20 protein-coding genes are annotated in these 24,945 nt (G+C 72.6%); 12 read left to right on the top strand and 8 right to left on the bottom strand.

Annotated elements, in window-relative coordinates; all coding sequences use genetic code 11:
* Window positions 1-100 precede the first annotated feature (100 nt).
* Both ACZ60E_RS15090 and ACZ60E_RS15085 read left to right on the top strand, forming a co-directional pair.
* Window positions 101-1,489: a bifunctional transcriptional activator/DNA repair enzyme AdaA gene (locus ACZ60E_RS15090; RefSeq protein ID WP_469441195.1), complete on the top strand. Its 1,389-nt coding sequence runs from the start codon at window positions 101-103 to the stop codon at window positions 1,487-1,489.
* On the top strand, window positions 1,486-1,965 hold the full coding sequence (locus ACZ60E_RS15085) for a methylated-DNA--[protein]-cysteine S-methyltransferase (RefSeq protein WP_384799688.1): 480 nt from the start codon (window positions 1,486-1,488) through the stop codon (window positions 1,963-1,965). The genes ACZ60E_RS15090 and ACZ60E_RS15085 overlap by 4 nt, the downstream gene beginning before the upstream one ends.
* Window positions 1,966-1,980: 15 nt before the next feature.
* Here ACZ60E_RS15085 and ACZ60E_RS15080 read toward each other — a convergent pair whose 3' ends face one another.
* Window positions 1,981-2,349: a PPOX class F420-dependent oxidoreductase gene (locus tag ACZ60E_RS15080; RefSeq protein WP_453793412.1), complete on the bottom strand. Its 369-nt coding sequence runs from the start codon at window positions 2,347-2,349 to the stop codon at window positions 1,981-1,983.
* Window positions 2,350-2,462: 113 nt separating this feature from the next.
* On the opposite strand from ACZ60E_RS15080, the gene ACZ60E_RS15075 reads away from it, so the two are divergent.
* Window positions 2,463-3,731, top strand: coding sequence for an SGNH/GDSL hydrolase family protein (locus ACZ60E_RS15075; protein WP_469440683.1), 1,269 nt, complete (start codon window positions 2,463-2,465; stop codon window positions 3,729-3,731).
* Between the two features lie 5 nt (window positions 3,732-3,736).
* Here ACZ60E_RS15075 and ACZ60E_RS15070 read toward each other — a convergent pair whose 3' ends face one another.
* Together ACZ60E_RS15070 and ACZ60E_RS15065 are read right to left on the bottom strand one after the other, a co-directional pair.
* The gene (locus ACZ60E_RS15070; protein ID WP_469440682.1) at window positions 3,737-4,219 is read right to left on the bottom strand and encodes a DUF456 domain-containing protein; all 483 of its coding nucleotides are present in this window, start codon (window positions 4,217-4,219) and stop codon (window positions 3,737-3,739) included.
* Between the two features lie 59 nt (window positions 4,220-4,278).
* The gene (locus ACZ60E_RS15065) at window positions 4,279-5,304 is read right to left on the bottom strand and encodes a winged helix-turn-helix transcriptional regulator (protein ID WP_453793414.1); all 1,026 of its coding nucleotides are present in this window, start codon (window positions 5,302-5,304) and stop codon (window positions 4,279-4,281) included.
* 405 nt (window positions 5,305-5,709) lie between these two features.
* Here ACZ60E_RS15065 and ACZ60E_RS15060 point away from each other — a divergent pair, with 405 nt between their 5' ends.
* A complete protein-coding gene (locus tag ACZ60E_RS15060; RefSeq protein ID WP_469440680.1) occupies window positions 5,710-7,590 on the top strand; it encodes a protein phosphatase 2C domain-containing protein in 1,881 nt (626 codons plus the stop codon).
* 63 nt (window positions 7,591-7,653) lie between these two features.
* Entirely contained in the window at window positions 7,654-9,396 is a 1,743-nt protein-coding gene (locus ACZ60E_RS15055) for a pyruvate dehydrogenase (RefSeq protein WP_384799670.1), read from the top strand.
* A 31-nt stretch (window positions 9,397-9,427) separates the two neighbouring features.
* Here ACZ60E_RS15055 and ACZ60E_RS15050 read toward each other — a convergent pair whose 3' ends face one another.
* On the bottom strand, window positions 9,428-10,840 hold the full coding sequence (locus tag ACZ60E_RS15050; RefSeq protein WP_469440677.1) for a helix-turn-helix domain-containing protein: 1,413 nt from the start codon (window positions 10,838-10,840) through the stop codon (window positions 9,428-9,430).
* A 383-nt stretch (window positions 10,841-11,223) separates the two neighbouring features.
* Between ACZ60E_RS15050 and ACZ60E_RS15045 the strand changes: the two genes are divergently transcribed.
* The 3 genes from ACZ60E_RS15045 (at window position 11,224) to ACZ60E_RS15035 (ending at window position 13,611) form a co-directional block, all read left to right on the top strand.
* Window positions 11,224-11,868 (top strand): hypothetical protein, encoded by a 645-nt coding sequence (locus ACZ60E_RS15045; protein ID WP_469440675.1) that lies wholly within the window; start codon window positions 11,224-11,226, stop codon window positions 11,866-11,868.
* A gap of 106 nt (window positions 11,869-11,974) precedes the next feature.
* Window positions 11,975-12,499, top strand: a complete 525-nt coding sequence (locus tag ACZ60E_RS15040; RefSeq protein ID WP_385836837.1) for a hypothetical protein — start codon at window positions 11,975-11,977, stop codon at window positions 12,497-12,499.
* A 695-nt stretch (window positions 12,500-13,194) separates the two neighbouring features.
* Entirely contained in the window at window positions 13,195-13,611 is a 417-nt protein-coding gene (locus ACZ60E_RS15035; protein ID WP_469441193.1) for an ATP-binding protein, read from the top strand.
* 52 nt (window positions 13,612-13,663) lie between these two features.
* Here ACZ60E_RS15035 and ACZ60E_RS15030 read toward each other — a convergent pair whose 3' ends face one another.
* Window positions 13,664-14,695: a DUF2637 domain-containing protein gene (locus tag ACZ60E_RS15030; RefSeq protein ID WP_384799658.1), complete on the bottom strand. Its 1,032-nt coding sequence runs from the start codon at window positions 14,693-14,695 to the stop codon at window positions 13,664-13,666.
* A 322-nt stretch (window positions 14,696-15,017) separates the two neighbouring features.
* Window positions 15,018-15,920, bottom strand: a complete 903-nt coding sequence (locus ACZ60E_RS15025; protein WP_469440672.1) for a (2Fe-2S)-binding protein — start codon at window positions 15,918-15,920, stop codon at window positions 15,018-15,020.
* A 749-nt stretch (window positions 15,921-16,669) separates the two neighbouring features.
* Here ACZ60E_RS15025 and ACZ60E_RS15020 point away from each other — a divergent pair.
* Window positions 16,670-17,506 carry a GntR family transcriptional regulator gene (locus ACZ60E_RS15020; protein ID WP_469441191.1) on the top strand — a complete coding sequence of 279 codons (837 nt, stop codon included), beginning with the start codon at window positions 16,670-16,672 and terminating at the stop codon, window positions 17,504-17,506.
* 254 nt (window positions 17,507-17,760) lie between these two features.
* Here ACZ60E_RS15020 and ACZ60E_RS15015 read toward each other — a convergent pair whose 3' ends face one another.
* Both ACZ60E_RS15015 and ACZ60E_RS15010 read right to left on the bottom strand, forming a co-directional pair.
* The gene (locus tag ACZ60E_RS15015) at window positions 17,761-18,534 is read right to left on the bottom strand and encodes a hypothetical protein (RefSeq protein ID WP_384799649.1); all 774 of its coding nucleotides are present in this window, start codon (window positions 18,532-18,534) and stop codon (window positions 17,761-17,763) included.
* Between the two features lie 190 nt (window positions 18,535-18,724).
* A complete protein-coding gene (locus ACZ60E_RS15010) occupies window positions 18,725-20,494 on the bottom strand; it encodes a PucR family transcriptional regulator (protein ID WP_469440671.1) in 1,770 nt (589 codons plus the stop codon).
* A gap of 356 nt (window positions 20,495-20,850) precedes the next feature.
* On the opposite strand from ACZ60E_RS15010, the gene ACZ60E_RS15005 reads away from it, so the two are divergent.
* The 3 genes from ACZ60E_RS15005 to ACZ60E_RS14995 are packed head-to-tail and all read left to right on the top strand — an operon-like array spanning window position 20,851 to window position 24,787.
* Window positions 20,851-21,741 carry an FAD binding domain-containing protein gene (locus ACZ60E_RS15005; RefSeq protein ID WP_453793421.1) on the top strand — a complete coding sequence of 297 codons (891 nt, stop codon included), beginning with the start codon at window positions 20,851-20,853 and terminating at the stop codon, window positions 21,739-21,741.
* A complete protein-coding gene (locus ACZ60E_RS15000; RefSeq protein ID WP_384799640.1) occupies window positions 21,741-22,361 on the top strand; it encodes a (2Fe-2S)-binding protein in 621 nt (206 codons plus the stop codon). Before ACZ60E_RS15005 ends, ACZ60E_RS15000 begins: the two co-directional genes overlap by 1 nt.
* 2 nt (window positions 22,362-22,363) lie before the next feature.
* Window positions 22,364-24,787, top strand: coding sequence for a xanthine dehydrogenase family protein molybdopterin-binding subunit (locus ACZ60E_RS14995; RefSeq protein ID WP_469440669.1), 2,424 nt, complete (start codon window positions 22,364-22,366; stop codon window positions 24,785-24,787).
* Window positions 24,788-24,945: the final 158 nt, after the last annotated feature.

Below are 24,945 nucleotides of genomic sequence, written 5' to 3'. Positions count from 1 at the left end.
GGCGGGCGAAACCGCCCGCCCCCGCACACCGGGGTACCGGGAACGTGGCGTCCGAAATCCGCCAGCCCGCAGGTCGGCGGGGGCGCAGACTGGAAGGGTGATCGACGAGGAGACGGGATACGGAGCCGTACGCAGCCGGGACGCCCGGTTCGACGGGGCGTTCTTCTTCGCCGTGCGGACGACGGGCATCTACTGCCGTCCGAGCTGCCCGGCGGTGACGCCGAAGCGGCAGAACGTGCGGTACTACGCCACGGCCGCCGCCGCGCAGGGCTCCGGCTTCCGCGCCTGCCGCAGATGCCGCCCGGACGCCGCGCCCGGGTCCGCCGAGTGGAACGTACGCGCCGACGTCGTGGGACGCGCCATGCGGATGATCGGCGACGGGGTCGTCGACCGCGAGGGCGTCGCCGGGCTCGCCGTCCGCCTCGGCTACAGCGCCCGCCAGGTGCAGCGGCAGCTCACCGCCGAACTGGGCGCGGGACCCGTGGCCCTCGCCCGCGCCCAGCGGGCCCACACCGCACGGGTGCTCCTGCAGACCACGGAGCTGCCCGTCACCGAGATCGCCTTCGCGGCCGGCTTCGCGAGTGTGCGCCAGTTCAACGACACGATCCGGACCGTGTACGCGTCCACACCGACCGGGCTGCGCACCTCGGCGCACCGCGGTGGCACACGTCCGGCGGCCACCCCCTCTGCGGGCATCCCGCTGCGCCTCGCCCACCGCGGCCTCTACCAGGCCGCCGCCGTCTTCGACCTGCTCGGCGCCGAGGCCGTACCGGGCGTCGAAGAGGTGACGGGCGTCCCCGGGTCCCGTACCTACCGGCGGACCCTGCGGCTGCCGTACGGGACGGGCGTCGTCGCCGTCGGGGAGCGGCCTGCGGACGCGTCCGCCCACAGCGGCGGCTGGCTCGACGCCCACCTGCACCTCACCGACCTGCGCGACCTCACCACCGCCGTGCAGCGGCTGCGCCGCCTCTTCGACCTCGACGCCGACCCGTACGCGATCGACGAGCGGCTGGCCACCGACCCGCGGCTGGCCCCGCTGGTCGCCGCCAGGCCGGGGCTGCGTTCGCCCGGCGCCGCCGACCCGGAGGAACTGGCCGTACGCGCGCTCGTCGGCCCCCGCGAGGCCGAACGGCTCGTGCGGACGTACGGGAAGGCGCTGGACCCGCCCTGCGGGACGCTCACGCACGTCTTTCCCGAGCCCGCCTCTCTTGTGGGGGCGAGCGGCACCCTGGGCGCCCTCGCCGCGGCCCTCGCGGACGGCACCCTGCGGCTCGACGCGGGCGCCGACCGGCAGGCCGCGCGGGCCGCCCTGGACGCCCTGCCCGGCCTCGACGCCCCCGTCGTGGCCGTCATCCGTACCCGTGCGCTCGGCGACCCCGACGTGGGCCCGCCCGGAACGCCGGTCCCCGACACCTGGCGGCCGTGGCGCTCCTACGCCCTGCGGCACCTCGAAGCGGCTGCCCGGCAGCCGGGAAGCGAAGACAAGTGACCACGTACCACACCTCCCTCGACAGCCCCGTCGGCGAACTCCTGCTCACCGCCGACGAGTCCGGAGCGCTGACCTCCCTGTCCGTGCCCGGCCAGAAGGGCGGACGCACGGTCGGGCCCGACTGGCGGCACGCGCCGAAACTCTTCACGGAGGCCGAGCGGCAGCTCGCCGCCTACTTCGCCGGTGAACTCACCCAATTCCGGCTGCCGTTGCGGACGAGCGGCACCGAGTTCCGCGAGAAGGTCTGGGACGCCCTCGACTCGGTCCCCTACGGCGAGACCACCACGTACGGCGAGATCGCCGCGCGCATCGGCGCCTCGCGCATCGCCGTACGGGCCGTCGGCGGAGCGATCGGCGCCAACCCGCTGCTGATCGTCCGCCCGTGCCATCGCGTGATCGGCGCCGACGGCTCCCTCACCGGATACGCGGGCGGGCTGGAACGCAAGGTCCGGCTCCTCACCCTCGAAGGCCGCTGAGAGATAGGTCCCCGGTCAGTCCTCCAGGCCCCAGCTGTGGATCCGGCGGGGACGGACGCGGATCAGCTCCTCGCTGAAGTGCGGGCCCAACTCGTGCGGTCCGGTCAGGAGTTCGGCGTCCCCACGGATGTCCACCCCGCGTACCTTCCAGGGCCGGAGGCTGACGATGTCGTCGACGACGAGACCGACCTTCGGATTCTTCTGGAGGTTGCGCCACTTCTTGGTGGTTCCCATGGCATAACCGCCGATGAGGATCGTCCCGTCGTCCTGCGGAAAGAAGCCGACGGGGTTCGCCTGCGGCTGGCCGTGCTGGTCGACGGTGGCGAGGCGGCCCAGCCGCTGGGACTTTAGGTACGCCCGTTCGGCTTCACTGAATGCGGTCATGTCAGCAGCCAAACACGGTTTTCCCGCCCTCCGCACCGGATCCTGACCCCGGGCCCCCGGCACCTGTACCCCGCGGGCCCCATTCGGGCTCCGTCGGTGGAAGGCAGGAACGCATGGTCGAGGTCGGACGAAGAGGCGCCTGCCGGGCCCTGACCGCCGTGGCCGGTGTGCTGGCGCTCACCCTGATGGGCACGGCAGCCGCCCACGGAGGACCCCCGGCCGCCGCCGACCGCACGGGCGCGCGGGCCGCCCCCCAGCACTGGACCGGCACCTGGGAGGCCGCCGCCTCCGGCACCGCGGCCCCGCTCCCCGGCGCCTCGATCCGCAACGTCGTCCGTACGAGCGTCGGCGGTACGGCCGTCCGCGTACGGATCTCCAACCGGCTCGGCACCCTGCCGCTGGTGCTCGGCGCGGCCACCCTGGCCAGACAGCAGCCGAACGCGCCCAAGAGCCCGAAGGCCCTCTCCGGCACCATGCGCACCCTCACCTTCGGCGGCCGGAAGAAGATCACCGTGCCGGCCGGCAAGGACGTCGTCAGCGATCCCCTCACCCTGAGCGTCCCCGCCGCCACGAACCTCCTCGTCACCCTCCACACCCCCGGCGACTCGGGCCCCGCGACCTACCACCGCGACGCGCTGCAGACCAACTTCCTCGCCCTGGACGGCAATCGGGCCGCGGAGGCGGGCGGCGCGGCCTACAAGGCCACGACCGGCTCCTGGTACTACGTGACCGGCGTCGACGTGCTCCGTCCGCAGACACCCGGCAGCGTGGTCGCGCTCGGCGACTCCCTCACCGACGGCTCCGGCTCGACACCGAGCGCCAACCGCCGCTGGCCCGACCGGCTTGCCGAGCGGCTCCGCGCCCTGCCGGCCGAGCGGCGGCAGGGCGTACTGAACGCGGGCGTCGCCGGCAACCGGCTGCTGCTCGAAGGACGCGGGCCCAGCGCGCTGGCCCGGCTCGACGCCGACGTGCTCTCCCGCACCGGGGTGCGCACCCTGATCGTGATGGAGGGCGTCAACGACATCAAGAGCGCGCCCAACCAGACCGACCCGGCCGCCCTCGGCGCCGCGTACCGCGAGATCGTCCGGCGCGCCCACGCCCGCGGGATCCGGGTCGTCGGCGCCACCGTCACCCCGTTCGGCGGCCACGGCAGCCACACGGCGGCCCGCGAGCGCGTACGCAGGTCCGTCAACCAACTCATCCGTACCGGCGGGCTGTTCGACGCGGTCGCCGACTTCGACGCCGTCGTCCGCGACCCGTCCCGACCGGACCGCATGAGGGCCGCCTACGACCCCGGGGACCATCTCCACTTCAACGACGCGGGCATGCGCGCCCTGGCCGACAGCGTCGACCTCACGGCCCTCGCCGGCCTCTCCCGGTGACCCGGTCAGCCCCAGATGACGGCTCCCAGCCACGCACCCGCGATCAGCAGACAGGCGAACAGCTCCACCAGCACGCTCGTCCCGCCCCGGCGCATCACCCTGCGTACGGAGGCCATCGCGTCCCCGTGGCCACCGAGCCGCAGACGTTCGGCGAGGTAGACGCCGCCGAGGCAGCCGGGTATCGCGCCGAGCACCGGCACCAGGAAGAAGCCGAGGAGCGCGCCGACGCCCGCGTACACCGCCATCCGGGGGGTGGCGCCGCTCGCACGCAGCGTGCGCGGCGGCAGCCACCAGCGGATCACCTGGACGACGGGGAGAAGGGCGGTGGCGCCCACGAGCACACCCCAGGAGAGCGCCCGCGGCTCCTCGAACGCCCACCACAGGACAGCGGCCCACACGAGCCACGACCCCGGCGCGCCGGGCACCAGCACCCCGCTCAGGCCGAGCAGCAGCACCACACCGACCAGCAGGAGTTCCCACGCTCCCATCTGCCCAGGGTGCCCCAGGACGGGGGAACGCGCAGGTCAGACCAGGCCGGTACCGCGGTCTAGCCCTCCTCGCCGCGGGCCACCCAGCCCTTCTCGTACGTGTGCCAGCCGAGCTGGAGGCGGGTCGTGACGCCCGTCAACTCCATCAGCCGCTTCACCCGGCGCTGCACGGTCCGCAGCCCCAGGTCGAGCTGTTTGGCGACGCTCGCGTCGGTCAGCCCGGCGAGGAGCAGGGAGAGGATCTCCAGGTCGGTGCCGTCGGGCCCGTCCCGTTCCTCCTCGACGACGGTGGCGGGCGCACCGGGCGCCGCGGGCACACCGAGGCGCAAGGGCAGCGCGTCCCGCCACACCGACTCGAACAGACCCGACAGCGATTCGAGCAGCCCGCTGGCGTGCACCACGAGCGCGGCGGGCTCCAGGGCCTGGGAGGTCAGCGGCACCATGGCGAGGGCCCGGTCGACGATCACCAGCTTGGTCGGCACCTCGTCCACGACCCGTACGCGCTCGTCACGGCCGAGCGCCGCGGACAGTTCGGCGATGCCGCCCGGCAGATGCAGGACCGACCGCTCGACGACCACGCGGTAGCGGACGCCCCGGTCGGCGGCCTGCTCCTCCGCGTCGTTGTCCGTGCCGGAGACGACCACGGGGTTGCCGGTGACCAGCGCGCACACCTCGTCGCTCGCGCCGAGCTGGAGTTGCAGGAACCGCTGGGCGACCGCGGCGGCGCCGGTCACCACCTCCACCAGGTCGACGGCGGCGGGTTCGGTGGCCTGCGCGCGGTACTCCTCGGCGAGCAGCGCGGCCGTCAGCTCGGCCTGGTCCAGTTCGTGGCGCCGCTGGGTGAGCAGCGCGCCCAGTGCGACGCCGGGCGGCGCGGCGACCCAGCGGCCGGAGCGCGCCGACGACTGGGCGGCCAGCCCGTGCCGCTCCAGTCTGCGCAGCGCGCGTTCGGTGTCGTGCTCGCCGAGCGTGAGCCGCCGCGCGAGATCGGGCACGTCGGCGGCGCCCACGGACACCAGGGCCCGGTACGCCGACTCGTGTGTGTCGTCCAGCCCCAGTGCTGCCAGACCTGTCGCTCCGAGCATGCGGCGCCGCCCCTCCCCGAACACCGGCCGTGGCGGAAAACGGCCACGGCGTGAAACCGCCTCCGCACATCATCGCCGTACCGTCCGTGTCTCTGCCAAGGTGGCGCCGGGACGGTACGGGGCGCCGGCCCCGGCGTGGACGGGCGAGGACCGGCCAATGACCGGGAGTACGGGGCTCCGGCGGATATCCCGGACGGCAGGTGGAACCCGTCCGGTGCACACAGCTCGGTCTCGGGTGAGCAGGTCGCACCCGGGGCCGGAAGGGCCGGTTCCGTGAGGGATCCGGTCATACAGGCGCCGCCGGGTGGTTCTCCCGTGGGGGGTGGGACTGCCCGGCGGTCCCGTATCGCTGGTTTTTCCCGATGCCCCGTTTTCATCTGGCCTCAGCGGTGGACAATTACGGGCATGAGCCAGCAGGGGGAGAGGCCGACCGGTCAGCAGGACGACTGGTGGGGGCAGCTGTACGACGACTCCACGGGGGACACCGGGCCGACGCCCGCAGCACCGGACTCCGTGGACGACCGCTTCGCCTCGGCGACAGACACACTGGGCACACCACCACCCCAGAGCCCCGGCGTCCCACCGCCCCGTCAGGGGCGCGGGGAACTGCGCGGCGAGCCCCCACGGCCGGCACCCGACGCACAACCCGGCGGTACGCCCGCTGACGGCCCCGCGCCCGCGCCCCCTCAGGGGCGCGGGGAACTGCGCGGCCAACCCCCACGACCCGCACCCGACGCACAACCGGGTCCGCCCCCGACCGGCTCGTCGGGCCCGAGCACAGGGCCCCGTGAGGGGCGCGGGGAACTGCGCGACGAGCCCCCACGACCCGCACCCGACGCACAAGGCGGTACGCCCCCGCCCTGGTGGCCTCCGAACACCCCCGCGGTGGAGAGCCGCCCCGCCGCCGACCCGCGCACCCCCGCCGAAGCCGCAGGCTCGGAGACCGACCCCCTGTGGCGCAGCGGACTGCAGCGCCAGCGCGCCCCCTGGGAGGCCCCTCCCGCCAACCCCCCGGGCCCGGCCACCTTCCCACAGGACCAGGGCCAGGCCATGTCCACGGAAGTACCTCCGCCCGCTGCGGAGGCGCAGGCGCGTGCGGAGGCGACGGACCCCGGCAACCGTCCCACCACCTGGCCCCAGCCCCCCGGCGGCCCCCCGACCATCGGCCCCCCACCCACGGTCGGCACCCCATCCGTCCGCCCCGACACCCTGCTCGACATCCCCGCCGACAAGCCGTCCGCCCAGGGAGACCAGGGCGACCTGCGCGTGCCCGAGACCCCGACCCCTCTCGACCACGTCGGTTCCGGCCCGCCCACCTACGACGCCGAACCCACCGCGCTCCCGCCCGCCGACCCGGACGACCTCGACGACCTCGTGGCCGACACCGTGCTGGACGGGGCGTCGTACGGCACGCACACCCTGCGGGCCGTGTCCGTGCGCGGGGACTCCGCCCGGTTCCGGGGTGAGCCGCGCAGGGACTCCCTGCTCACCGCCCGCTTCGGCACCGGCGACGACGCGCTCGTCCTGGTCGCCATGGCGACCGGCGCGCGCGCCACCCCCGACGCCCACCGCGCCGCCGCCGAGGCCTGCCAATGGATCGGCAGGGCCGTCGGCCGCAGCCACGCGCGACTGGCCGAGGACATCAGGGCGGCCCGCCGCGGCGACCTGAAGTCGGGCCTGCACCGCCTCACGGACCGCAGCCTCGGCAGACTGCGGGCCAGCGCGGTCGAGCGGGGCGTCGAGCCCGAGGAGTACACCGCGAGCCTGCGCTGCCTGCTCCTGCCCGCCGACCCCGAGTGCCGTACACGCGTCTTCTTCGGCGTCGGAGCGGGCGGCCTGTTCCGCCTGCGGGACGGCGAGTGGCAGGACATCGAACCGCGCGTCGCCGACACCACGGGCGAGGCCGTCGTCGGCTTCGGATCACTGCCCCACGGAGCGCCCCACGAGACACCGCGCGACGCGCCCCACGAGACGCCCGACGGCGACCGTCTCACCATGGACCTGGGCATCACCACACCCCCGAGCCCGTACGAACCGGCCCCCGAGCCGCCGCCCCGCGACCCCTTCCGCTTCCGTGCCTCCGTCGCCCGCCCGGGCGACACGCTGCTGCTGTGCAGCGGCGGGCTCGCCGAACCCCTGCGCGGTGAGCCGCGCCTGGTCGAACACCTCACCTCCCGCTGGTCGGGCGGCGAGCCGCCGGGCGTCGCCGCGTTCCTCGCGGACAGCACGGTCCGGGTCAAGGGGTACGCCGACGACCGGACGGCCGCCGCCGTTTGGGAGGCGTAACCGCGCCCGTTGTGAACAGATGGGACCTGAGGGGATCCCGTGACAGCGAAGGGCGTGTGACTCATGGCCAAGCAGAACGTCGCCGAGCAGTTCATCGACATCCTCGTCCGCGCCGGCGTCAAACGCCTGTACGGAGTCGTCGGCGACAGCCTCAACCCCGTGGTCGACGCGATCCGGCGCAACTCCGCCATCGACTGGATCCATGTCCGGCACGAGGAGACGGCGGCCTTCGCGGCGGGCGCCGAGGCCCAGATCACCGGCGGCCTCGCCGCCTGCGCGGGCTCCTGCGGCCCGGGGAACCTGCACCTCATCAACGGCCTGTACGACGCCCACCGCTCCATGGCCCCCGTGCTCGCCCTCGCCTCGCACATCCCCTCCAGCGAGATCGGCCTCGGCTTCTTCCAGGAGACCCATCCCGACCAGCTGTTCCGCGAGTGCAGCCACTACAGCGAGATGATCTCCAACCCGCAGCAGATGCCCCGCCTCCTGCAGACCGCCATCCAGCACGCGGTCGGCCAGAGCGGCGTGAGCGTGGTGACGCTGCCGGGCGACATCGCCGACCAGCCCGCCCCGGACAAGGCCGCCGAGACCGCCCTCGTCACCTCCCGCCCCACCGTGCGCCCCGGCGACACCGAGATCGACAAGCTCGCCGCGATGATCGACGAGGCCGACAGGGTCACGCTCTTCTGCGGCAGCGGTACGGCGGGTGCGCACGCCGAGGTCATGGAGTTCGCCGAGAAGATCAAGTCCCCGGTCGGGCACGCCCTGCGGGGCAAGGAATGGATCCAGTACGACAACCCGTACGACGTCGGTATGAGCGGACTCCTCGGGTACGGCGCCGCCTACGAGGCGACCCACGAGTGCGACCTGCTGATCCTGCTGGGCACCGACTTCCCGTACAACGCCTTCCTCCCCGACGACGTCAAGATCGCCCAGGTCGACGTACGGCCCGAACGGCTGGGCCGTCGTTCGAAGCTGGACCTCGCGGTGTGGGGCGATGTGAAGGAGACCCTGCGGTGTCTCACCCCGAGGGTGAGCCCCAAGACCAACCGCCGCTTCCTCGACAAGATGCTCAAGAAGCATTCCGCGGCGCTCGACGGAGTGGTCAAGGCCTACACCCGTAAGGTCGACAAGCACGTCCCGATCCACCCGGAGTACGTGGCCTCCGTGCTCGACGAACTCGCGGACGACGACGCCGTGTTCACCGTCGACACCGGTATGTGCAACGTGTGGGCGGCGCGTTACATCACGCCCAACGGTCGCCGCCGCATCATCGGTTCCTTCTCGCACGGCTCCATGGCGAACGCCCTGCCGCAGGCGATCGGCGCCCAGTTCACCGACCGTGGCCGCCAGGTCGTCTCGATGTCGGGGGACGGCGGATTCTCCATGCTGATGGGTGACTTCCTCACCCTCGTCCAGTACGACCTGCCGGTGAAGGTCGTCCTCTTCAACAACTCCTCGCTCGGCATGGTCGAGCTGGAGATGATGGTCGGCGGGCTTCCGGCGTACGGGACGAGCAACAAGAACCCCGACTTCGCCGCCGTCGCACGGGCCTGCGGTGCCTACGGCGTACGCGTCGAGAAGCCCAAGGAGCTGGCGGGCGCGCTGAAGGACGCCTTCAAGCACAAGGGCCCCGCCCTCATCGACGTCGTCACCGACCCGAACGCCCTGTCCATCCCGCCGAAGATCAGCAAGGAGATGGTGACGGGCTTCGCCCTGTCGGCGTCGAAGATCGTCCTCGACGGGGGAGTGGGCCGCATGGCGCAGATGGCCCGCTCCAACCTCCGTAACGTGCCCAGGCCGTAGGGAGCTTGCGGAGGGGTCTCGGTTCCGGTCGTCAGTCGGCGGGGATCCACTTGCGCTCCGAGCCCTCCGTTCCGTACCAGTAGCGCGGCAGGCCCTTGATGGCGCTCGTACGGAACGGACGGCCGTGGTCGTCGATGCGGACCGTGCCGGTGCGGCCCTCGGAGGACCAGTCCAGCTCCAGGTACCAGTCGCAGCCGCAGCTCTCCGTCTGGGCGGTGACCAGCAGGACCTCCGGGTCCGAGGCCGACACCCGGTAGGGCATCCGCACGGCCGGGATCGGCGTGCCGGTGTCGTTGCCGGGCACCGCGCGGGCGATCGGGCGGTCCTTGTCCAGGTCGACGGCGAAGGAACGCGGGGTGATGGAACCGCCGCAGCCCTGGTCCATGGCGTACACCGTGCCGGGATCGGGCGCGGTACGGCCGACCACCCGGACCCGCAGATCCGTCAGGACGACGGCGGTCGAGGACCGGCCCTGCACCGAGATCTCCACGTCGGTCTCCCGGCCGTGCACCGCGCCCTGGGTCGCCGCCCAGGTTCCGGCGTCCTGCGGGGCCGGGGGCGGCGGGACCTGCGCCGGGTCCTTGCGGATGACGTAGTCGTGGCCGCAACCGAGCTTCCAGGCGTGCGAGTTGGCGGTCCAGGTGAGGGGCGAGGAGACGCTTCCGCTGCCGTTGGGCTTCTGTTTGCCCTTCGTGCCCTTTGAACTCGAAGGCGCTCTGCCACTGGGGGACTTGGACGCCTTGCCCTTGGCGCCAGCGGAGGGCGAGGCGCTGCTCCCGCTGGGGGAGGGGCTCGTCGACGGCCGGTGACGGGTGTCGGTGGTGGCCGTCGTGGGGGACGGGCGGAGGGTCCCGGAGGCCTCGTCGGAGGACCGGTCGCCGGAGAGGGCCGACAGGCTGCCCAGCATCAGAAGCAGCGCGGACGCCGCCGCGACGGTGACGGTGATCCGCCGCCGGTACCAGACGGGGCGGGGGCGCGGGGTGGCTGCGCCGGCTCCGGCGCCCGTGGCGGGGACGGCGTCGGACACGAGGCCGTCGCCGGCGTCGTCCACGGGGTCCGGCTCCTCCGGCTCGTCCGGCCCGTCCGACTGTGGTGCGTCGTTCTCCGTCGAGGTCGAGGTCGGGGGCAGGTCCGAGGCCGGGGTCGGGTCCGATGTCGGGTCCTCCGGCGTGCCGGGCGTGCGTGGCCGCTGCCGGGCCGCGACCGCCAGGATCCACCGGCGGTGCAGTTCGAGGCGTTCGTCCGGCGTCGCCCCGCACAGTACGGCGAACCGTTCCACGGGTGCGAAGTCGAGCGGTACCGCGTCACCGGCGCAGTAGCGGTGCAGCGTCGAGGTGTTCATGTTCACCCGGCGCGCCAGGGCGCCGTAACTGCGGTCCGTCCGCGCCTTCAGACGTCTCAGCAGTGCCGCGAACTCCTCGACGTCCTCGTCCCGAGTCGCCACCGTTCCCCCGTACTGGTCGCCCTACTGGTCGTCGCCCCCGGCCGAGGGGCCTGTCCCGTCCGGGACGAGCATCCCAGGCACTCCATATACCTGCACGTCAAGGGGGATGGGATGGTTCCACCGTGGCGGAAACGGCGTCTCCTGTTGCGCACGCCCCGAGTGACGGCTGATGCTTCTGGTGTCGCACCGACCGCCGCCGGACCGACCAGCCGACGGCAGCCCACGCAGGGCCTTCGCGACCACACCCACCACTTGTGCAGGCGCTTCGCCATGCACACGGAACGGCCATGTACACGGAACGGCCATGTACACGGAACGGCCATGTACACGGAACGGCCATGCACCCGGATCGTGCAGGCATTCAGACCCAGGGGGACAATCCAATGAGCAAGCGCACCCGAGGCGTGGCGTTCACCGCACTCGCCGCCGCGGCCCTCGCCGTCGGCACGGTACTCGCCGGCCCGGCCGGTGCCGTCGTGAACACCTCGGCACCCGTCTCGGTGACGGCGAACGGCACGCCCAGGTTCCTGTCGGCCGCCCAGCTGCCGCCGCACCCCTCGTCCGCCTGGACGGCGGGCAAGGTCACGCCGGGTGTTCCCGGCGAGCTGGCGTTCTGCCTGGAGGACGCGCTGCCGGGCTACGACTCCTCGTACCGGGATTTCCGTACCGACCTGGAGACCAACGCCCAGCAGCTGACCATCGTCGTCGGCAGCAACGCCAAGGCCGATGCCCTGGCCAAGCGGCTGAACAAGGAGATCAAGGCCTGTGAGGCCAAGGCCGAGCAGTCCGATCCCGAGGTCGAGGCCACCCTGAAGGACTACGGGAAGCTGCCGGTCGAGGAGGGCGCCCACGTCTACGGGGTGCACACCGAAACCTCCTGGGGCGCCACCGACATCAACCTCTACTCGGTCGGCCGGGACGGCCGGGCCGTCACCGTCGTGAAGTGGGGGCAGATGGGCGACTTCTCCGACGCGCCCGTGAAGGCCTTCAAGAAGACGACGGCCACCGCGGTCGACAAGCTCTACTGACCGCCACCGGAGCCGGGGCCGCCCTCACGCGACGGGGGTCGAGAGGGCGGCCCCAATCACCATGACCGACGAGCACCACGACCACGAAAACGGGGAACACAGACCGATGAACAGCAACAGCAGCGCCGCCGGCACCACCGCAGGCAGGCGGGGACGCCGTGCCGCTCTGATCGCCGGCCTCGTCGCCGCGACCGCCCTGCCGCTCGCGATCACGGCGTCGGCCGAGGCGACCTCGGCCGGGTCGACGGCGGCGAGCGCCGCGTTCCGCCCGGTCAGCGGGCAGCCGTCGAGCCCGGTGACCCGGATCGCCGACTTCTACGGCGCGTACATCGACGCGCAGAGCGGCCCGGGCGAGGGCGGCAACCTGGTCACCGAGCTGCGGAAGTACTACGTGGACGCCGACCACCTCAAGGAGATCGAGGCCTGGGAGGACGCCAACCACGCGGACGGCGTCCTGCGGGCCCAGAACGTGCCGGCGAAGTGGACGGTCACCGACAACGGCAAGGCGGACCACTCCGAAGCGGTCGTGACGATGACCTGGGGGGACAGGACCACGACCAAACTCGTCGTCGACATGAACCGTGACCACGAGATCATCCACATCGGGGACAAGGGGATCAGCGGCAAGTAGGCGAAAGCAACGGCCGCGTACGTCCGACCCGCGTACGTCCGACTCGTGTACGGCCGGTGCGGCAGGCGGCTGTCGGCGGATGGACCGAGCGCCGACGACCGTACCGCCAGCCGAAGACATCGGCGCGAAGCGGTGTGCGCCCGTCCGGTACACCGCTGCCCGGCGCCGCACCTGGACGGCGCCGCCTCCCGCGCGGGGGCCGCCCCGCCCGCCCGGGTCGCGACCGTCGCGGGAGGCGGTCGGCGGGGCGTCGGCGCCGCGTCCGGCGGTCCGTCCGCCGGGTGGCCGGAGTCCCCCGTGTCACCAGTGCGTTCTCCGGCCGTCCCGGCGGGAGCGTACGCAGTCCGCCGCGCGGCACCCGCCCGCCGATGTCCGACGCACTCGCCCCGCCCACCGCTTCCCGGCGTCGGCGGGGCCCTTCCGAAGCCTTCGCGGGTGTGATCCGCCGCCGGACGGCCTGCCTCGTACGGCCGTCAACGACCCACGTACAGCCAGTTATTGAAGAATCGACATGTCTGCCTGGTTTCCTGGCGGGGCATGCATTCCGTGAACGTGTTCGAGCAGGAGGGGTACCGAGAGCGGCGGGGGTCATGAAGAGGTATGCGCGAGGAGGCGGTCCCGTCTTATCCGGGGCCTTCTCGGCGGAGACGGTGAATTCGGCCACGACCGTGGAGGACACGGCGGACACGGCGGAGATCGCATTCGACCAGCAGGGTCTTCAGGAAGGCTTGTCGCATCTGAGGCGCAGGCTCCGGCGCTGCGATCTCCGGGCCGTGCCCGAGGTCCGCAGGGCGCTGCGGGAACTGCTCGCCCACTGGGGGAGGCCCGGCAGGTCCGAGACGGCAGAACTGCTCACCAGCGAGATCGTGACCAACGCGCTCGTCCACACCGATCAGGAGGCGCTGTTCACAGCGACCGTCGGCCCGCGCGGACTGCGGGTGGAGGTACGGGACTTCGAGGCCCGCAGGCCGAGGATACGGATACCGAACCCGGACGAGGGCACGCACGGCAGGGGCCTGATCCTGGTGCAGTCGCTCGCCGACGCGTGGGGCGTACGCATGCACGGGGTGGGGAAGGCGGTGTGGTTCGAACTGGATGGGGGCGCGACATGAAATGCCGCGCCCCCATCCAGAGTCGAGGCCGTTGAGAAGCCCCGGGTCGTGCTCAGCCGAACTGCTGCTCCAGGTCCTTCAGCTTGCGCTCAAGGGAATCGAGGCGAGGGAGGGCCATTGTGTCGTCCTCCGCGGTGAGATCGACTGTCCCCGAGTCCCCGCTTCGCCGGACCGGCTGCAACGAGGGTCGGGCGCGGGAAGGTAGTTCCGGCGTTGATATGGCAGGCTCCGAGGTGACCTGAGTGGCCGGTTGGGCCGCCTGCAGTTCCGCCTGACGGCCGCCGCGGCCGAGCGCACCGCGGTGGCCGCGGGTGATGGCCTTGATACGGGCACGGTCCAGCTTCTCCTGGTCGCGCCGGCGAAGGCGGTTCTGCTCCTTCTCCCGCTTGTCCTCGCGCACTTCCTCGACGGCCTCGTCCAGGCTGCGCACGTTCTCCAGGAGCATCAGCGACCAGGCGCCGTACGTCTCACGAGGGGCGCGCAGCCACCGTACGATCCGGATCTGGGGCAGCGGCCGGGGCACCAGGCCCTGCTCACGCAGAGCGGCGCGGCGGGTCTGCTTCAGCGCGCGGTCGAACAGGACGGCGGCCGACAGGGACATGCCGGCGAAGAAGTGCGGAGCGCCCGCGTGGTCGAGGCCCCGGGGGGCGTGCACCCAGTTGAACCAGGCAGCGGCGGCCGCGAACGTCCACACGAGTATCCGGGAGCCGAGCGCCGCGTCACCGTGGCTGGCCTCGCGCACCGCGAGCACGGAGCAGAACATGGCCGCGCCGTCCAGGCCGAACGGCACCAGGTACTGCCAGCCGCCGGAGAGGTTCAGATTCTGCTCGCCGAAGCCGACCAGGCCGTGGAAGGAGAGTGCGGCGGCGACCGCGGCGCAGCAGAACAGCAGTACGTAGGAGGCGGTGCCGTAGATGGCCTCCTTGCGCCTGCGGCGTTCTTCCGTGCGCTCCCACGAGTCTTCGGCGTGGGTCTTCTCCCCGGCGCGCTTGCCACGCGCGAGCACCGCAACCGCCGCCAGCAGGCCCAGGAGCAGCACGGCGCCGGGTAGCAGCCAGTTCAGCGATATGTCGGTCAGTCTCATCTGGGGTCCCTTGCATTGGGATAGGGCGTAACGCCCGTCATAGTGGCCCAATCCCGCGGGTCCTCAGGGGGTTTCGGGGCAAGAGGCCGCCAAGAGAGTGCAAGGGGATGCGCGTGGGCGGCATTCTCCTCGAACTGCCGCTTGAGGAGCGGGAGTTGAGTTCGAGTTAGATTACCCGTACGGGTGGTTCCACGGAAAGTTCCTGCGCCAAGTGAGGATATTGTGAACCAGCCGTGACCTCAGCACCGGCGTTTACCGCAAAGAACCCGGGGCCGGGCCGAGTTGATCTTACCCGGACGCGGAAGGTGATCTTGCGCGGGGCTCAGGCCGCCTCCGCCGCCTCCGCCTCTTCTGCCTGGGCCGTCAGCTTCGCGATGCGCACGGCCTCGCTGTTCCGGGGGCAGTTGGCGCAGGTGTCCTCGGCGTCGAGGGTGTAGTAGAAGCAGCAGCTGGCCCGGTCCCGGGTGGGCAGGCACTCGCCGTTCGAACCGGTCACCTCACGGAAGCCGGCCGTGCCGACGTACGGCTTGGTGGTGCCGGGGAACAGCCGCTCCAGCTCCTCGGTCGCACGCTCCTGCTCGCCGAGCAGACCGGCGACGTGATGAAGGCTCTCGACGACCTCGTCGGTCGCCATGGCCCACAGGGCGCGGCCCCGGCGTCGCATACGCGGGCCGAAACCGCTCAGGACCGGCTCCAGGTGCTCGGCGACGGAGGCCCGCACCTCGGCGCGCAGGGCCTCTTCGTCCGGAACGACACGGGCGCCGGGCAGTGTCGCCGCCGGGTCGTCCGGGAGGCAGGCGAATGTGCCCACGCGCACCGCGATACGGCCGGGCATGCGCTGGAAGGTGACGTCCTGCACGGGGAAACGGGGGACGCGGCGCAGCACGAACCACGGAACCGTGATCAGCAGACAGGCCGGCCAGGCGTACCGGTGCAGACCGAAGCTGGCGATGACGTCCGGGCGTGCCCGCCGGCCGTGGTCGGCCAGCACCTGCTCGTCGTCCCACGCGAGAAAGGACTCGAACTCCGGCCCCGCCTCCGCGAGCCGCGCGACACCGACCCGCCCGTCGCCCGTCGGGGCGGGTTCGCCCGGGGCGAGCTCCGTCACGCCCAGGGCCGGGAACACCTCGGTCATCCGCGTGTACGCCTCGGTGAGGGCCGAGTGGGCCGGGTGCGCGCCGCCGGGGGTCACGGGCGCAGTCGCGGCCGGGGCGGGAGCGGACATGCAAGGACCCCGTTTCTCGATCTTCGACAGGTAAGGCTTACCTTACCCGATAGGGTCGAGGTTTACCCTGTTCTGTCGGGGTCACGACGGACCCACCCGACATTCCCACCCGCACACCCACCACCAGCGCCACCCCGGAGGAGGCTCCCATGCAGAAGGCCGGTTCGCGCGAGGGACATGACGCCGTCGGAGCGTCGTCTTCGGGGACGGGTCCGATGGGGGCGCGACCGGTGGGGGAAGGCCCGGTGGGCGCGCGGCCCGCGGAGGACCGCCTGACGGAGGCGCGCTCCGAGGGAGGCCGTTCCGAGGGTGCTGCCCCGCGGGTCCCGCAGCAGGCGCGGGCGGAGAGCCGTCGTGGCGACAGCGGTGGCGGTACGCGCGGGGCCGGTCGTGACGCGGCCCCCCGGGGTGGAACCGCCCCGGCGGCTCCCGTCGCGCACGCGGCCCGTGGCGAGCACACCCACAGCGAGACGCCGATTCCCCAGCCGCGGATCGCGCGCGAGGGCTCCTCGGGTGCCGGTGGGGGCCTGCCGGGCGAGGCGTTCGTACCCGGAGGCGGTGCGGCCGGCTTCCCGCGCGGCGCCCGTGACACCGACGCGCGCGACGCGTCGACCGCCGTACCCGGAACCGAGGGCCGCGAAGCGGCAGCGCCGCCCGGCGCTCCCGAGGGCCCGGAAGCGCCGGGCGGCGCGGGTGCTTCCGGCGGCCCGGGTGTGCCGGATGCCCGTGTGTCCTCGGCCCCGGGAATCCTGGGCGGTCCCGGCCGCACCCCGGCGTCATTAGGGACACCCGATGTCTCCGATGCCGTCGGAGCCCCGGAAGCCCCGGGAGCCTTGAACGGCCCAGGCGCCCCCGGCGGGCGCGGTGGACGCGGTACGCCGTCGGGGCGCCGTGCACCCGATGCCCGTAAGGCCTCGATCGGACCCGTGTCCGGGCCCGTCTTCGCCGTCGCGGCTCCCCGGCCCGTGATCCAGCGGGTCTCCGTCCGCGGACAGGTCCTCGACGCCTTGCGGTCCGCGCTCGTCGCCGGTGACCTCGCCCCCGGCGAGGTCTACTCCGCCCCCGCGCTCGGCGAACGCTTCGGCGTCTCCGCGACCCCCGTGCGCGAGGCCATGCAGCAACTCGCGAACGAGGGCGCGGTCGAGGTCGTACCGAACCGCGGCTTCCGCGTCATCCGGCGCGGGGCCCGTGAACTGGCCGAACTGGCCGAGATCCGGGCGCTCGTCGAGATGCCGGTGATGCTGCGGCTGACCCGTACGGTGGCGGCCCCCTGCTGGGCGGAACTGCGACCGCTCGCCGACGCGACCGTGGCCGTGGCGGCCACCGGTGATCTCGCGCGCTACGCCGAGTCCGACCGTGTCTTCCACGCGGCGGTGCTCGCGCTGTCGGGCAACCGTCAGCTGGTGCAGCTCGCTGACGATCTCCATCGGCGGGCGCAGTGGCCGATGGCGGGGGTGTCCGCTCGGCGGCCGCGTGCGGACCTTCTGGCGGATGCCGGTCAGCACACGGCGCTGCTGGACGCGTTGTCCGGCTCGGACGTGCCGACTGCGCAGTCCTTGATACGGGACCATTTCGGCGGCGCCTAGCGGGTCCCCTCCGGGGTGGGGGTGGGGGTGGGGGCGGGGTGTCGTTCGTCTGCGGGCCCGGTGGGGGCTGGTCGCGCAGTTCCCCGCGCCCCTAAAGGCAAAGGACTGCGCAGTTCCCCGCGCCCCTAAAGGCAAAGGACTGCGCAGTTCCCCGCGCCCCTAAAGGCAAAGGACTGCGCAGTTCCCCGCGCCCCTGAAGACGAAAGACTGCGCCGTTCCCCGCGCCCCTAGGAGCGCGGGGAACGGCGCAAGTGTCATGCCGTGGCTGCCGGGGGTGTCAACTGGGCTGCCAGCCATGTCGGTACGCCGCCCAGGAGTTTGAACAGGCGTCCCGCTTCCGCCCGGAGCCGGGATGCCTCCGGTTCGGATTCCGCGTCGGCCAGGGACGCCAGCGCCGGGGCCGTACCGACCAGGTAGCCCAACTCCTCGCGGATGCGCAGGGATTCGGCGAAGCCGTGCCGCGCCTCCGCCAACTCGCCCTCGCGCAGCGCGAGTCCGGCCAAGTGGCGCCAGGTGAAGGACAGCAGCAGCGGGTCGTCGTGCGCGGTGGCGCCCGCGTGGGCCCGGCGATAGGCCGCGCGCGCGGACTGCGGCGAGTGCGCCAGGTTCTCCGCGAGCAGCCCGCGCCGGAAGTCCAGCAGCGCCCGCCCCTTGGCGCCCGGCGCGATCAGGGCAGCCGCCCGGCCGAGCGCGGCCCGTGCCTCGTCGGCGCGGTCGCGGACCGCGAGCAGCGTGGACGCGTACGCGAGCTGCCCGCGCTCGCACGCCGCCGCCCCCCGCTCGTCGTCGCTCTGGGCCAGCGCCTCCGCCGTGCGCAGCGCGTCCTCCGCCTCCGCCCAGCCCTGCTCGGTGTAGAGACAGCGTTCGACGAGGAGTGACGCTCTCTGGAGAGCCGCCGATGCCGTGTGTGGTTCCAGGAGAGCGGCCGCGTCGGCCCAGCAGGCGCGTGAACGCAACCGCCATACCGCGGTCTGGAGTGGATCGTCCCCTGCAGCAGTTCCGTAACCAGACATGGCGGGATACGCCACGTTGCCCTCCCCGAGCACGCCATTGAGCTGTTGAGTGGTGGCGGCATCTCAGCACGAATCAGCGCGCCCGGCCAAGGGGGTGGGTGAAGGATTTCACAAAGTCGTGGGGCAGAGAAGAGACTTGGTGCCCCTTCGGGGCTTACTGCCGCGTCCGGGCGAGGGGGACCCGGCCGCCCGCAGTGCTGTGACCTCAGCTCATCCGCAGCGCGAGGAAGAAGTCCAGCTTGTCCTCAAGGCGGGAAAGATCTCGGCCCGTCAACTGCTCGATACGCCCGACCCGATAGCGCAGTGTGTTGACGTGCAGATGCAGCCGGGCCGCGCAGCGCGTCCAGGACCCGTCGCAGTCGAGGAACGCCTCCAGCGTCGGGATCAGCTCGGCGCGGTGACGGCGGTCGTACTCGCGGAGCGGGTCCAGCAGCCGGGCCGTGAAGGCGCGGCGCACGTCGTCCGGTACGAACGGCAGCAGCAGTACGTGGGACGCCAGCTCCTGGTGGCCCGCCGCGCACACCCGCCCGGGCCTGGCCGCGGCCACCCGCCGCGCGTGCCGCGCCTCCTCCAGCGCGCCCCGCAGACCCTCCGCGGAGTGCACGGCCGCGCTGACGCCCAGCGTGAGCCGCCCGTCGCCGTCGAGCCCGGCCGACAGCGGCTCGCGTACGGCCTCCAGGATCGCGTCGGCGAGCAGGCCCGTCTCCGAGCCGTCGTGCTCCGAGGAGACGGCCGGCAGCGGTACGAGGGCGACGGCCTCGTCGCCCGTGTGGGCGACCGCGATCCGGTCCGAGGGCTCGGGCCCCGACGACAGCGGGTCCACGAGGATCTCCTCCAGCAGCGCCTGCGCCACCGGACCGCCCGCCAGTCCTCCCGCGGGCCCCTCGGTGCGTCTTCCACCGCCGGCGGACTCGGCCGGGAATCCCGCGGGCCCGCCCTTCGTCCCGTCCCATTCGACGCGGGCGACCACGACCTGCCAGTGCGGGGCCGCGCCCAGCCCCGGCAGCAGCACGGGCGCCGCGACCCGCAGCCGCGCCGCGATCTCGGCGGGCGCGGCGCCGGTCTGCACCAGCTCCAGCACCTCCTGCGCGAGCCTGCGCCGCACGGTGCGCGCCGCGTCCCGGCGCTCCCGCTCCACGGCGATCAGCTGCGTCACGCCCTCCAGCAGGTCGAGCCGCTCGTCCGGCCAGTCCCCGGCGTCCGCCTCGACCGCCAGCAGCCACTCCGACAGCACCGTCTCGCGTACGTCACGCGCACCCGCCACCCCAGTCGCCCCAGCTGTCCCCGTCGTACCGCGTCCGCCGCCGCGGACCGGGAACAGGGAGTACGTGGCCGGGCCCAGCGTCACCCGGTGCGGGCCGCGGCGGCCGGTACGGACCGCCGCCAGGTGCTCACCGGCCAGCGCGGCGCACACCCCCGCGGGCAGCTCGGTCTCCGCGAGGCGCGAGCCCGCGATGAGGCGTCCGGCGGGGGAGAGCACCCAGGCCCGCAGGTCCAGATCGGAACCGAGCAGGTCCAGGACCACGTCCGGGCCGCCGCCCGCCGGGCCGGAGGTCATCATCCGGCGGTGCCGGTCCACCACGGCCGCCAGGTCCCCGGCACGCTCGCCCGACACCTGCCGTACGACGTGCTCGGTGATCGTCGCGAAGGCCACCGACTCGTTGACGGCGAACAGCGGCAGCCGGTGCTGCGCGCAGGCCGCCACCAGATCGTCCGGGATCGCGCCCAGCTCGGCCTCGCCCGCCGCCAGCGCCGTGACCCCGGCACCCGCGAGGAGCCGTACGAAGGGCTCGGAGTCGGCCGGGCCACGGCGCCAGGCGAGACCGGTGAGGACCAGCTCACCGCCCGACAGATAGCGGCTGGGGTCCCTCAGGTCCGTGGTCATCACGCCACGCACCGTGCGGTCCAGCTCGTCCTGGCCGCCGAGCAGCCGCAGGCCCAGCGCGTCCGTGTCCAGCAGTGCGCGCAGCCGCATCTCGTCGCCGCCGTTCTGTCTCGAAAAATTACGATGGATGGGGAACCGGTGGAGGGGGTCGAACCGATGAGGGGGAGGGAGGAGGACTCGTTCCGGCCGGTGGCCGACGCGCAGCGGGCTGCGTCTGACGTTTCCCAGGGAAAGCCAAGAGGTTACTGATGACCTCCATTCATACGAATCTACAAGATGCGCGCCCTGGCCAGCCAACTCCTTCATGGTTTCGGTGACTGACCCCGTTGGCGGAACGCGCTGTGTACTGGCTCCCATCCACGTGAACACCTCATGAACGAGCCCGGGCCGCCGCACACGATCTGGCTTGATCAGCACCATCAACGAGACGAAGAAGAGAGCCGGTCATGGACTTCCTTCGCCCCGCCAGCTGGGAGGAAGCGCTCGCCGCGAAGGCAGCGCATCCCACAGCTGTGCCGATTGCGGGTGGCACCGACGTGATGGTCGAGATCAACTTCGACCACCGCCGGCCCGAGTACCTGCTGGACCTGAACCGCATCGGCGAGCTGGGCGACTGGGAGGTCGGCGAGGAGTCGGTCCGCCTCGGCGCCTCGGTCCCGTACTCGGCGATCATGGACAACCTCCGCGGCGAGCTGCCCGGCCTGGCCCTGGCCTCCCACACCGTGGCCTCCCCGCAGATCCGCAACCGCGGCGGAGTCGGCGGCAACCTCGGCACCGCCTCCCCGGCCGGTGACGCCCACCCCGCCCTCCTCGCGGCGGGCGCCGAGGTGGAGGCCGAGTCCGTACGGGGCTCGCGGCTGATCCCCATCGACGCCTTCTACACCGGGGTCAAGCGCAACGCCCTCGCCCCCGACGAGCTGATCCGCGCCGTCCACGTCAAGAAGGCGGACGGCCCGCAGCAGTACTCCAAGGTCGGCACCCGCAACGCCATGGTGATCGCGGTGTGCGCCTTCGGCCTCGCCCTGCACCCCGCCACCCGCACGGTCCGCACCGGCATCGGTTCGGCCGCGCCCACGCCCGTCCGGGCCAGGGCGGCCGAGGAATTCCTGAACGCGGCGCTCGAAGAGGGCGGCTTCTGGGAGAACGGGAAGATCATCACCCCGTCGGTGGCCAAGCAGTTCGCCGAGCTGTGCTCCGGCGCCTGCAACCCCATCGACGACGTCCGGGGCACCGCGAGCTACCGCCGCCACGCGGTGGGCATCATGGCCCGCCGCACGCTGACCTGGACCTGGGAGTCGTACCGCGGCACCGCCGCCCGCACGGAGGGAGTCGCGTAATGCGCGTCAGTTTCACGGTAAACGGCCGTCCGCAGGAAGCCGACGACGTGTGGGAGGGCGAGTCCCTGCTGTACGTACTACGGGAACGCATGGGCCTGCCGGGCTCGAAGAACGCCTGCGAGCAGGGCGAGTGCGGCTCCTGCACGGTCCGCCTCGACAACGTTCCGGTGTGTTCCTGTCTGGTCGCGGCCGGACAGGTCGAGGGCCGCGACGTCGTCACGGTCGAGGGCCTCGCGGACTTCGCCAGGCAGCGCGCGGAACACGGCGGCTGCGCCTCCGGAGCCCACGAAGGCTCTGGAGCCGCGGGAGCCCCCGGCGCCTGTGGTACGCCCCTGGACGCGGCCAAGCGCTGGGAGGCGCGGCCCTCAGACTCGCAGACCGGCGAGGGCGCCGAACTCGCCCCCATCCAGCAGGCGTTCATCGACGCCGGAGCCGTCCAGTGCGGCTTCTGCACCCCCGGCCTGCTGGTCGCGGCCGACGAGATGCTGGAGCGCAACCCGACCCCGACCGACGCGGACATCCGCGAGGCGCTCTCGGGCAACCTCTGCCGCTGCACCGGCTACGAGAAGATCATGGACGCGGTCCGCCTGGCGGCCGCCCGTCAGGGAGAGGCGGTCTGACGATGGCTACCGACACCACTGCCGACGCGGCCCGCGCCACCGCTCCCGTCGGTACTCCCACGAAGGTCACCCAGGGTTCACGGACCAAGGGCGGCATCGGCGAGTCCACGCTGCGCCCGGACGGCACCCTCAAGGTCACCGGCGAGTTCGCGTACTCGTCCGACATGTGGCACGAGGACATGCTCTGGGGCCAGATCCTGCGCTCCCCGGTCGCGCACGCCGAGATCCTCTCCATCGACACCGGCGAGGCCCTCGCGACGCCCGGCGTCTACGCCGTCCTGACGTACGACGACCTGCCGACCGCGGTGAAGAACTACGGCCTGGAGATCCAGGACACCCCGGTACTCGCCCACGGCCGCGTACGCCACCACGGCGAGCCCGTCGCGATCGTCGCCGCCGACCACCCCGAGACCGCCCGCCGCGCCGCCGCCAAGATCAAGGTGGAGTACAAGGAGCTGCCGGTCGTCACGGACGAGGCCTCGGCCACCGCGCCGGACGCCCCCCTGATCCACGAGGGCCGCGACGACCACCACATCGGGCACGTCTCCCACCCGAACATCGTCCACCGTCAGCCCATCGTCCGCGGAGACGTCGGGGCGGCCCGTGAGCGCGCCGACTTCGTCGTCGAGGGCGAGTACACCTTCGGCATGCAGGACCAGGCGTTCCTGGGCCCCGAGTCGGGCCTCGCGGTACCGGCCGAGGACGGCGGCGTGGACCTCTACGTCGCCACCCAGTGGCTGCACTCCGACCTGCGCCAGATCGCCCCGGTCCTCGGGCTGCCCGAGGACAAGGTGCGGATGACACTGTCCGGTGTCGGCGGCGCGTTCGGGGGCCGCGAGGACCTGTCCATGCAGATCCACGCCTGTCTGCTGGCGCTCCGCACGGGCAAACCGGTCAAGATCGTCTACAACCGCTTCGAGTCCTTCTTCGGCCACGTCCACCGCCACCCCGCCAAGCTCCACTACGAGCACGGGGCGACGAAGGACGGGAAGCTGACCCACATGAAGTGCCGGATCGTCCTGGACGGCGGCGCGTACGCCTCCGCGTCCCCGGCGGTCGTCGGCAACGCGGCATCCCTGGCGGTCGGTCCGTACGTCCTCGAAGACGTCGACATCGAGGCCGTCGCCCTCTACTCCAACAACCCGCCCTGCGGCGCCATGCGCGGCTTCGGCGCGGTCCAGGCGTGCTTCGCCTACGAGGCGCAGATGGACAGGCTCGCCGACGCGGTGGGCATGGACCGGGTCGAGTTCCGGCAGCTCAACGCGATGTCGCAGGGCACGCTGATGCCCACCGGGCAGCCCGTCGACTCGCCCGCCCCCGTCGCCGAACTCCTGCGCCGCGTCAAGGCGATGCCGATGCCGCCGGAGCAGCAGTGGCTCGCGGCCGGCGAGGCGGCGGACGTCCGCCAGCTCCCCGGCGGCCTCTCCAACACCACCCACGGCGAAGGCGTCGTACGGGGTGTCGGCTACGCGGTCGGCATCAAGAACGTCGGCTTCTCCGAGGGCTTCGACGACTACTCGACCGCCAAGGTCCGTATGGAGGTCGTCGGCGGCGAACCCGTCGCGACCGTCCACACCGCCATGGCGGAGGTCGGCCAGGGCGGGGTCACCGTCCACGCACAGATCGCCCGCACCGAGCTGGGCGTCGCCCAGGTGACGATCCAGCCGGCGGACACGCAGGTGGGCTCGGCCGGTTCGACGTCGGCGTCCCGCCAGACGTACGTCACCGGCGGCGCCGTGAAGAACGCGTGCGAGCTGGTCCGCGAGAAGGTCCTGGAGATCGGCCGCCGCAAGCTCGGCACGTACCACCCGGCCTGGGCGAGTGCCGAACTGCTCCTGGAGGGCGGCAAGGTCGTCACCGACGGCGGCGAGGTCCTGGCCGACCTGGTCGACGTACTCGAAGACGAGTCGGTCGAGGTCGAGGAGGAGTGGCGGCACCGGCCGACCGAGGCCTTCGACCTGCGTACCGGACAGGGCAACGGACACGTCCAGTACTCGTTCGCCGCCCACCGCGCGGTCGTCGAGGTGGACACCGAACTGGGCCTGGTGAAGGTCATCGAGCTGGCCTGCGCGCAGGATGTCGGCAAGGCGCTCAACCCGCTGTCCGTCATCGGCCAGATCCAGGGCGGTACGACGCAGGGCCTGGGCATCGCGGTGATGGAGGAGATCATCGTCGACCCCGTCACGGCGAAGGTCAGGAACCCCTCCTTCACCGACTACCTCATCCCCACGATCCTCGACACGCCGACCATCCCCGTCGACGTGCTCGAACTCGCCGACGACCACGCGCCGTACGGGCTCCGCGGCATCGGCGAGGCCCCCACCCTGTCGTCGACCCCGGCCGTCCTTGCGGCGATCCGCAACGCGACGGGTCTGGAGCTCAACAGGACACCGGTCCGCCCGGAACACCTGACGGGCACGGCGTAGTCCGCCCGACGCTCGTGGGCGCGCGTTCCGCCGCCGCTCCGGGCAGGCTCCCGCCGTTGCTGTGGGCAGGCGTTCCGCAAGGGCGGGACGGGTGGGCACAGCGACGGCCACCCCGGTACCGGGCACCCGTTCGATCAACGGCACCCGTTACCGCGCAA

It is taken from the genome of Streptomyces sp. NPDC102514 (genome assembly GCF_055584525.1).
Note: the sequence above shows the minus strand (reverse complement) of the source record. Positions and strands in the feature narration are given on the sequence as shown.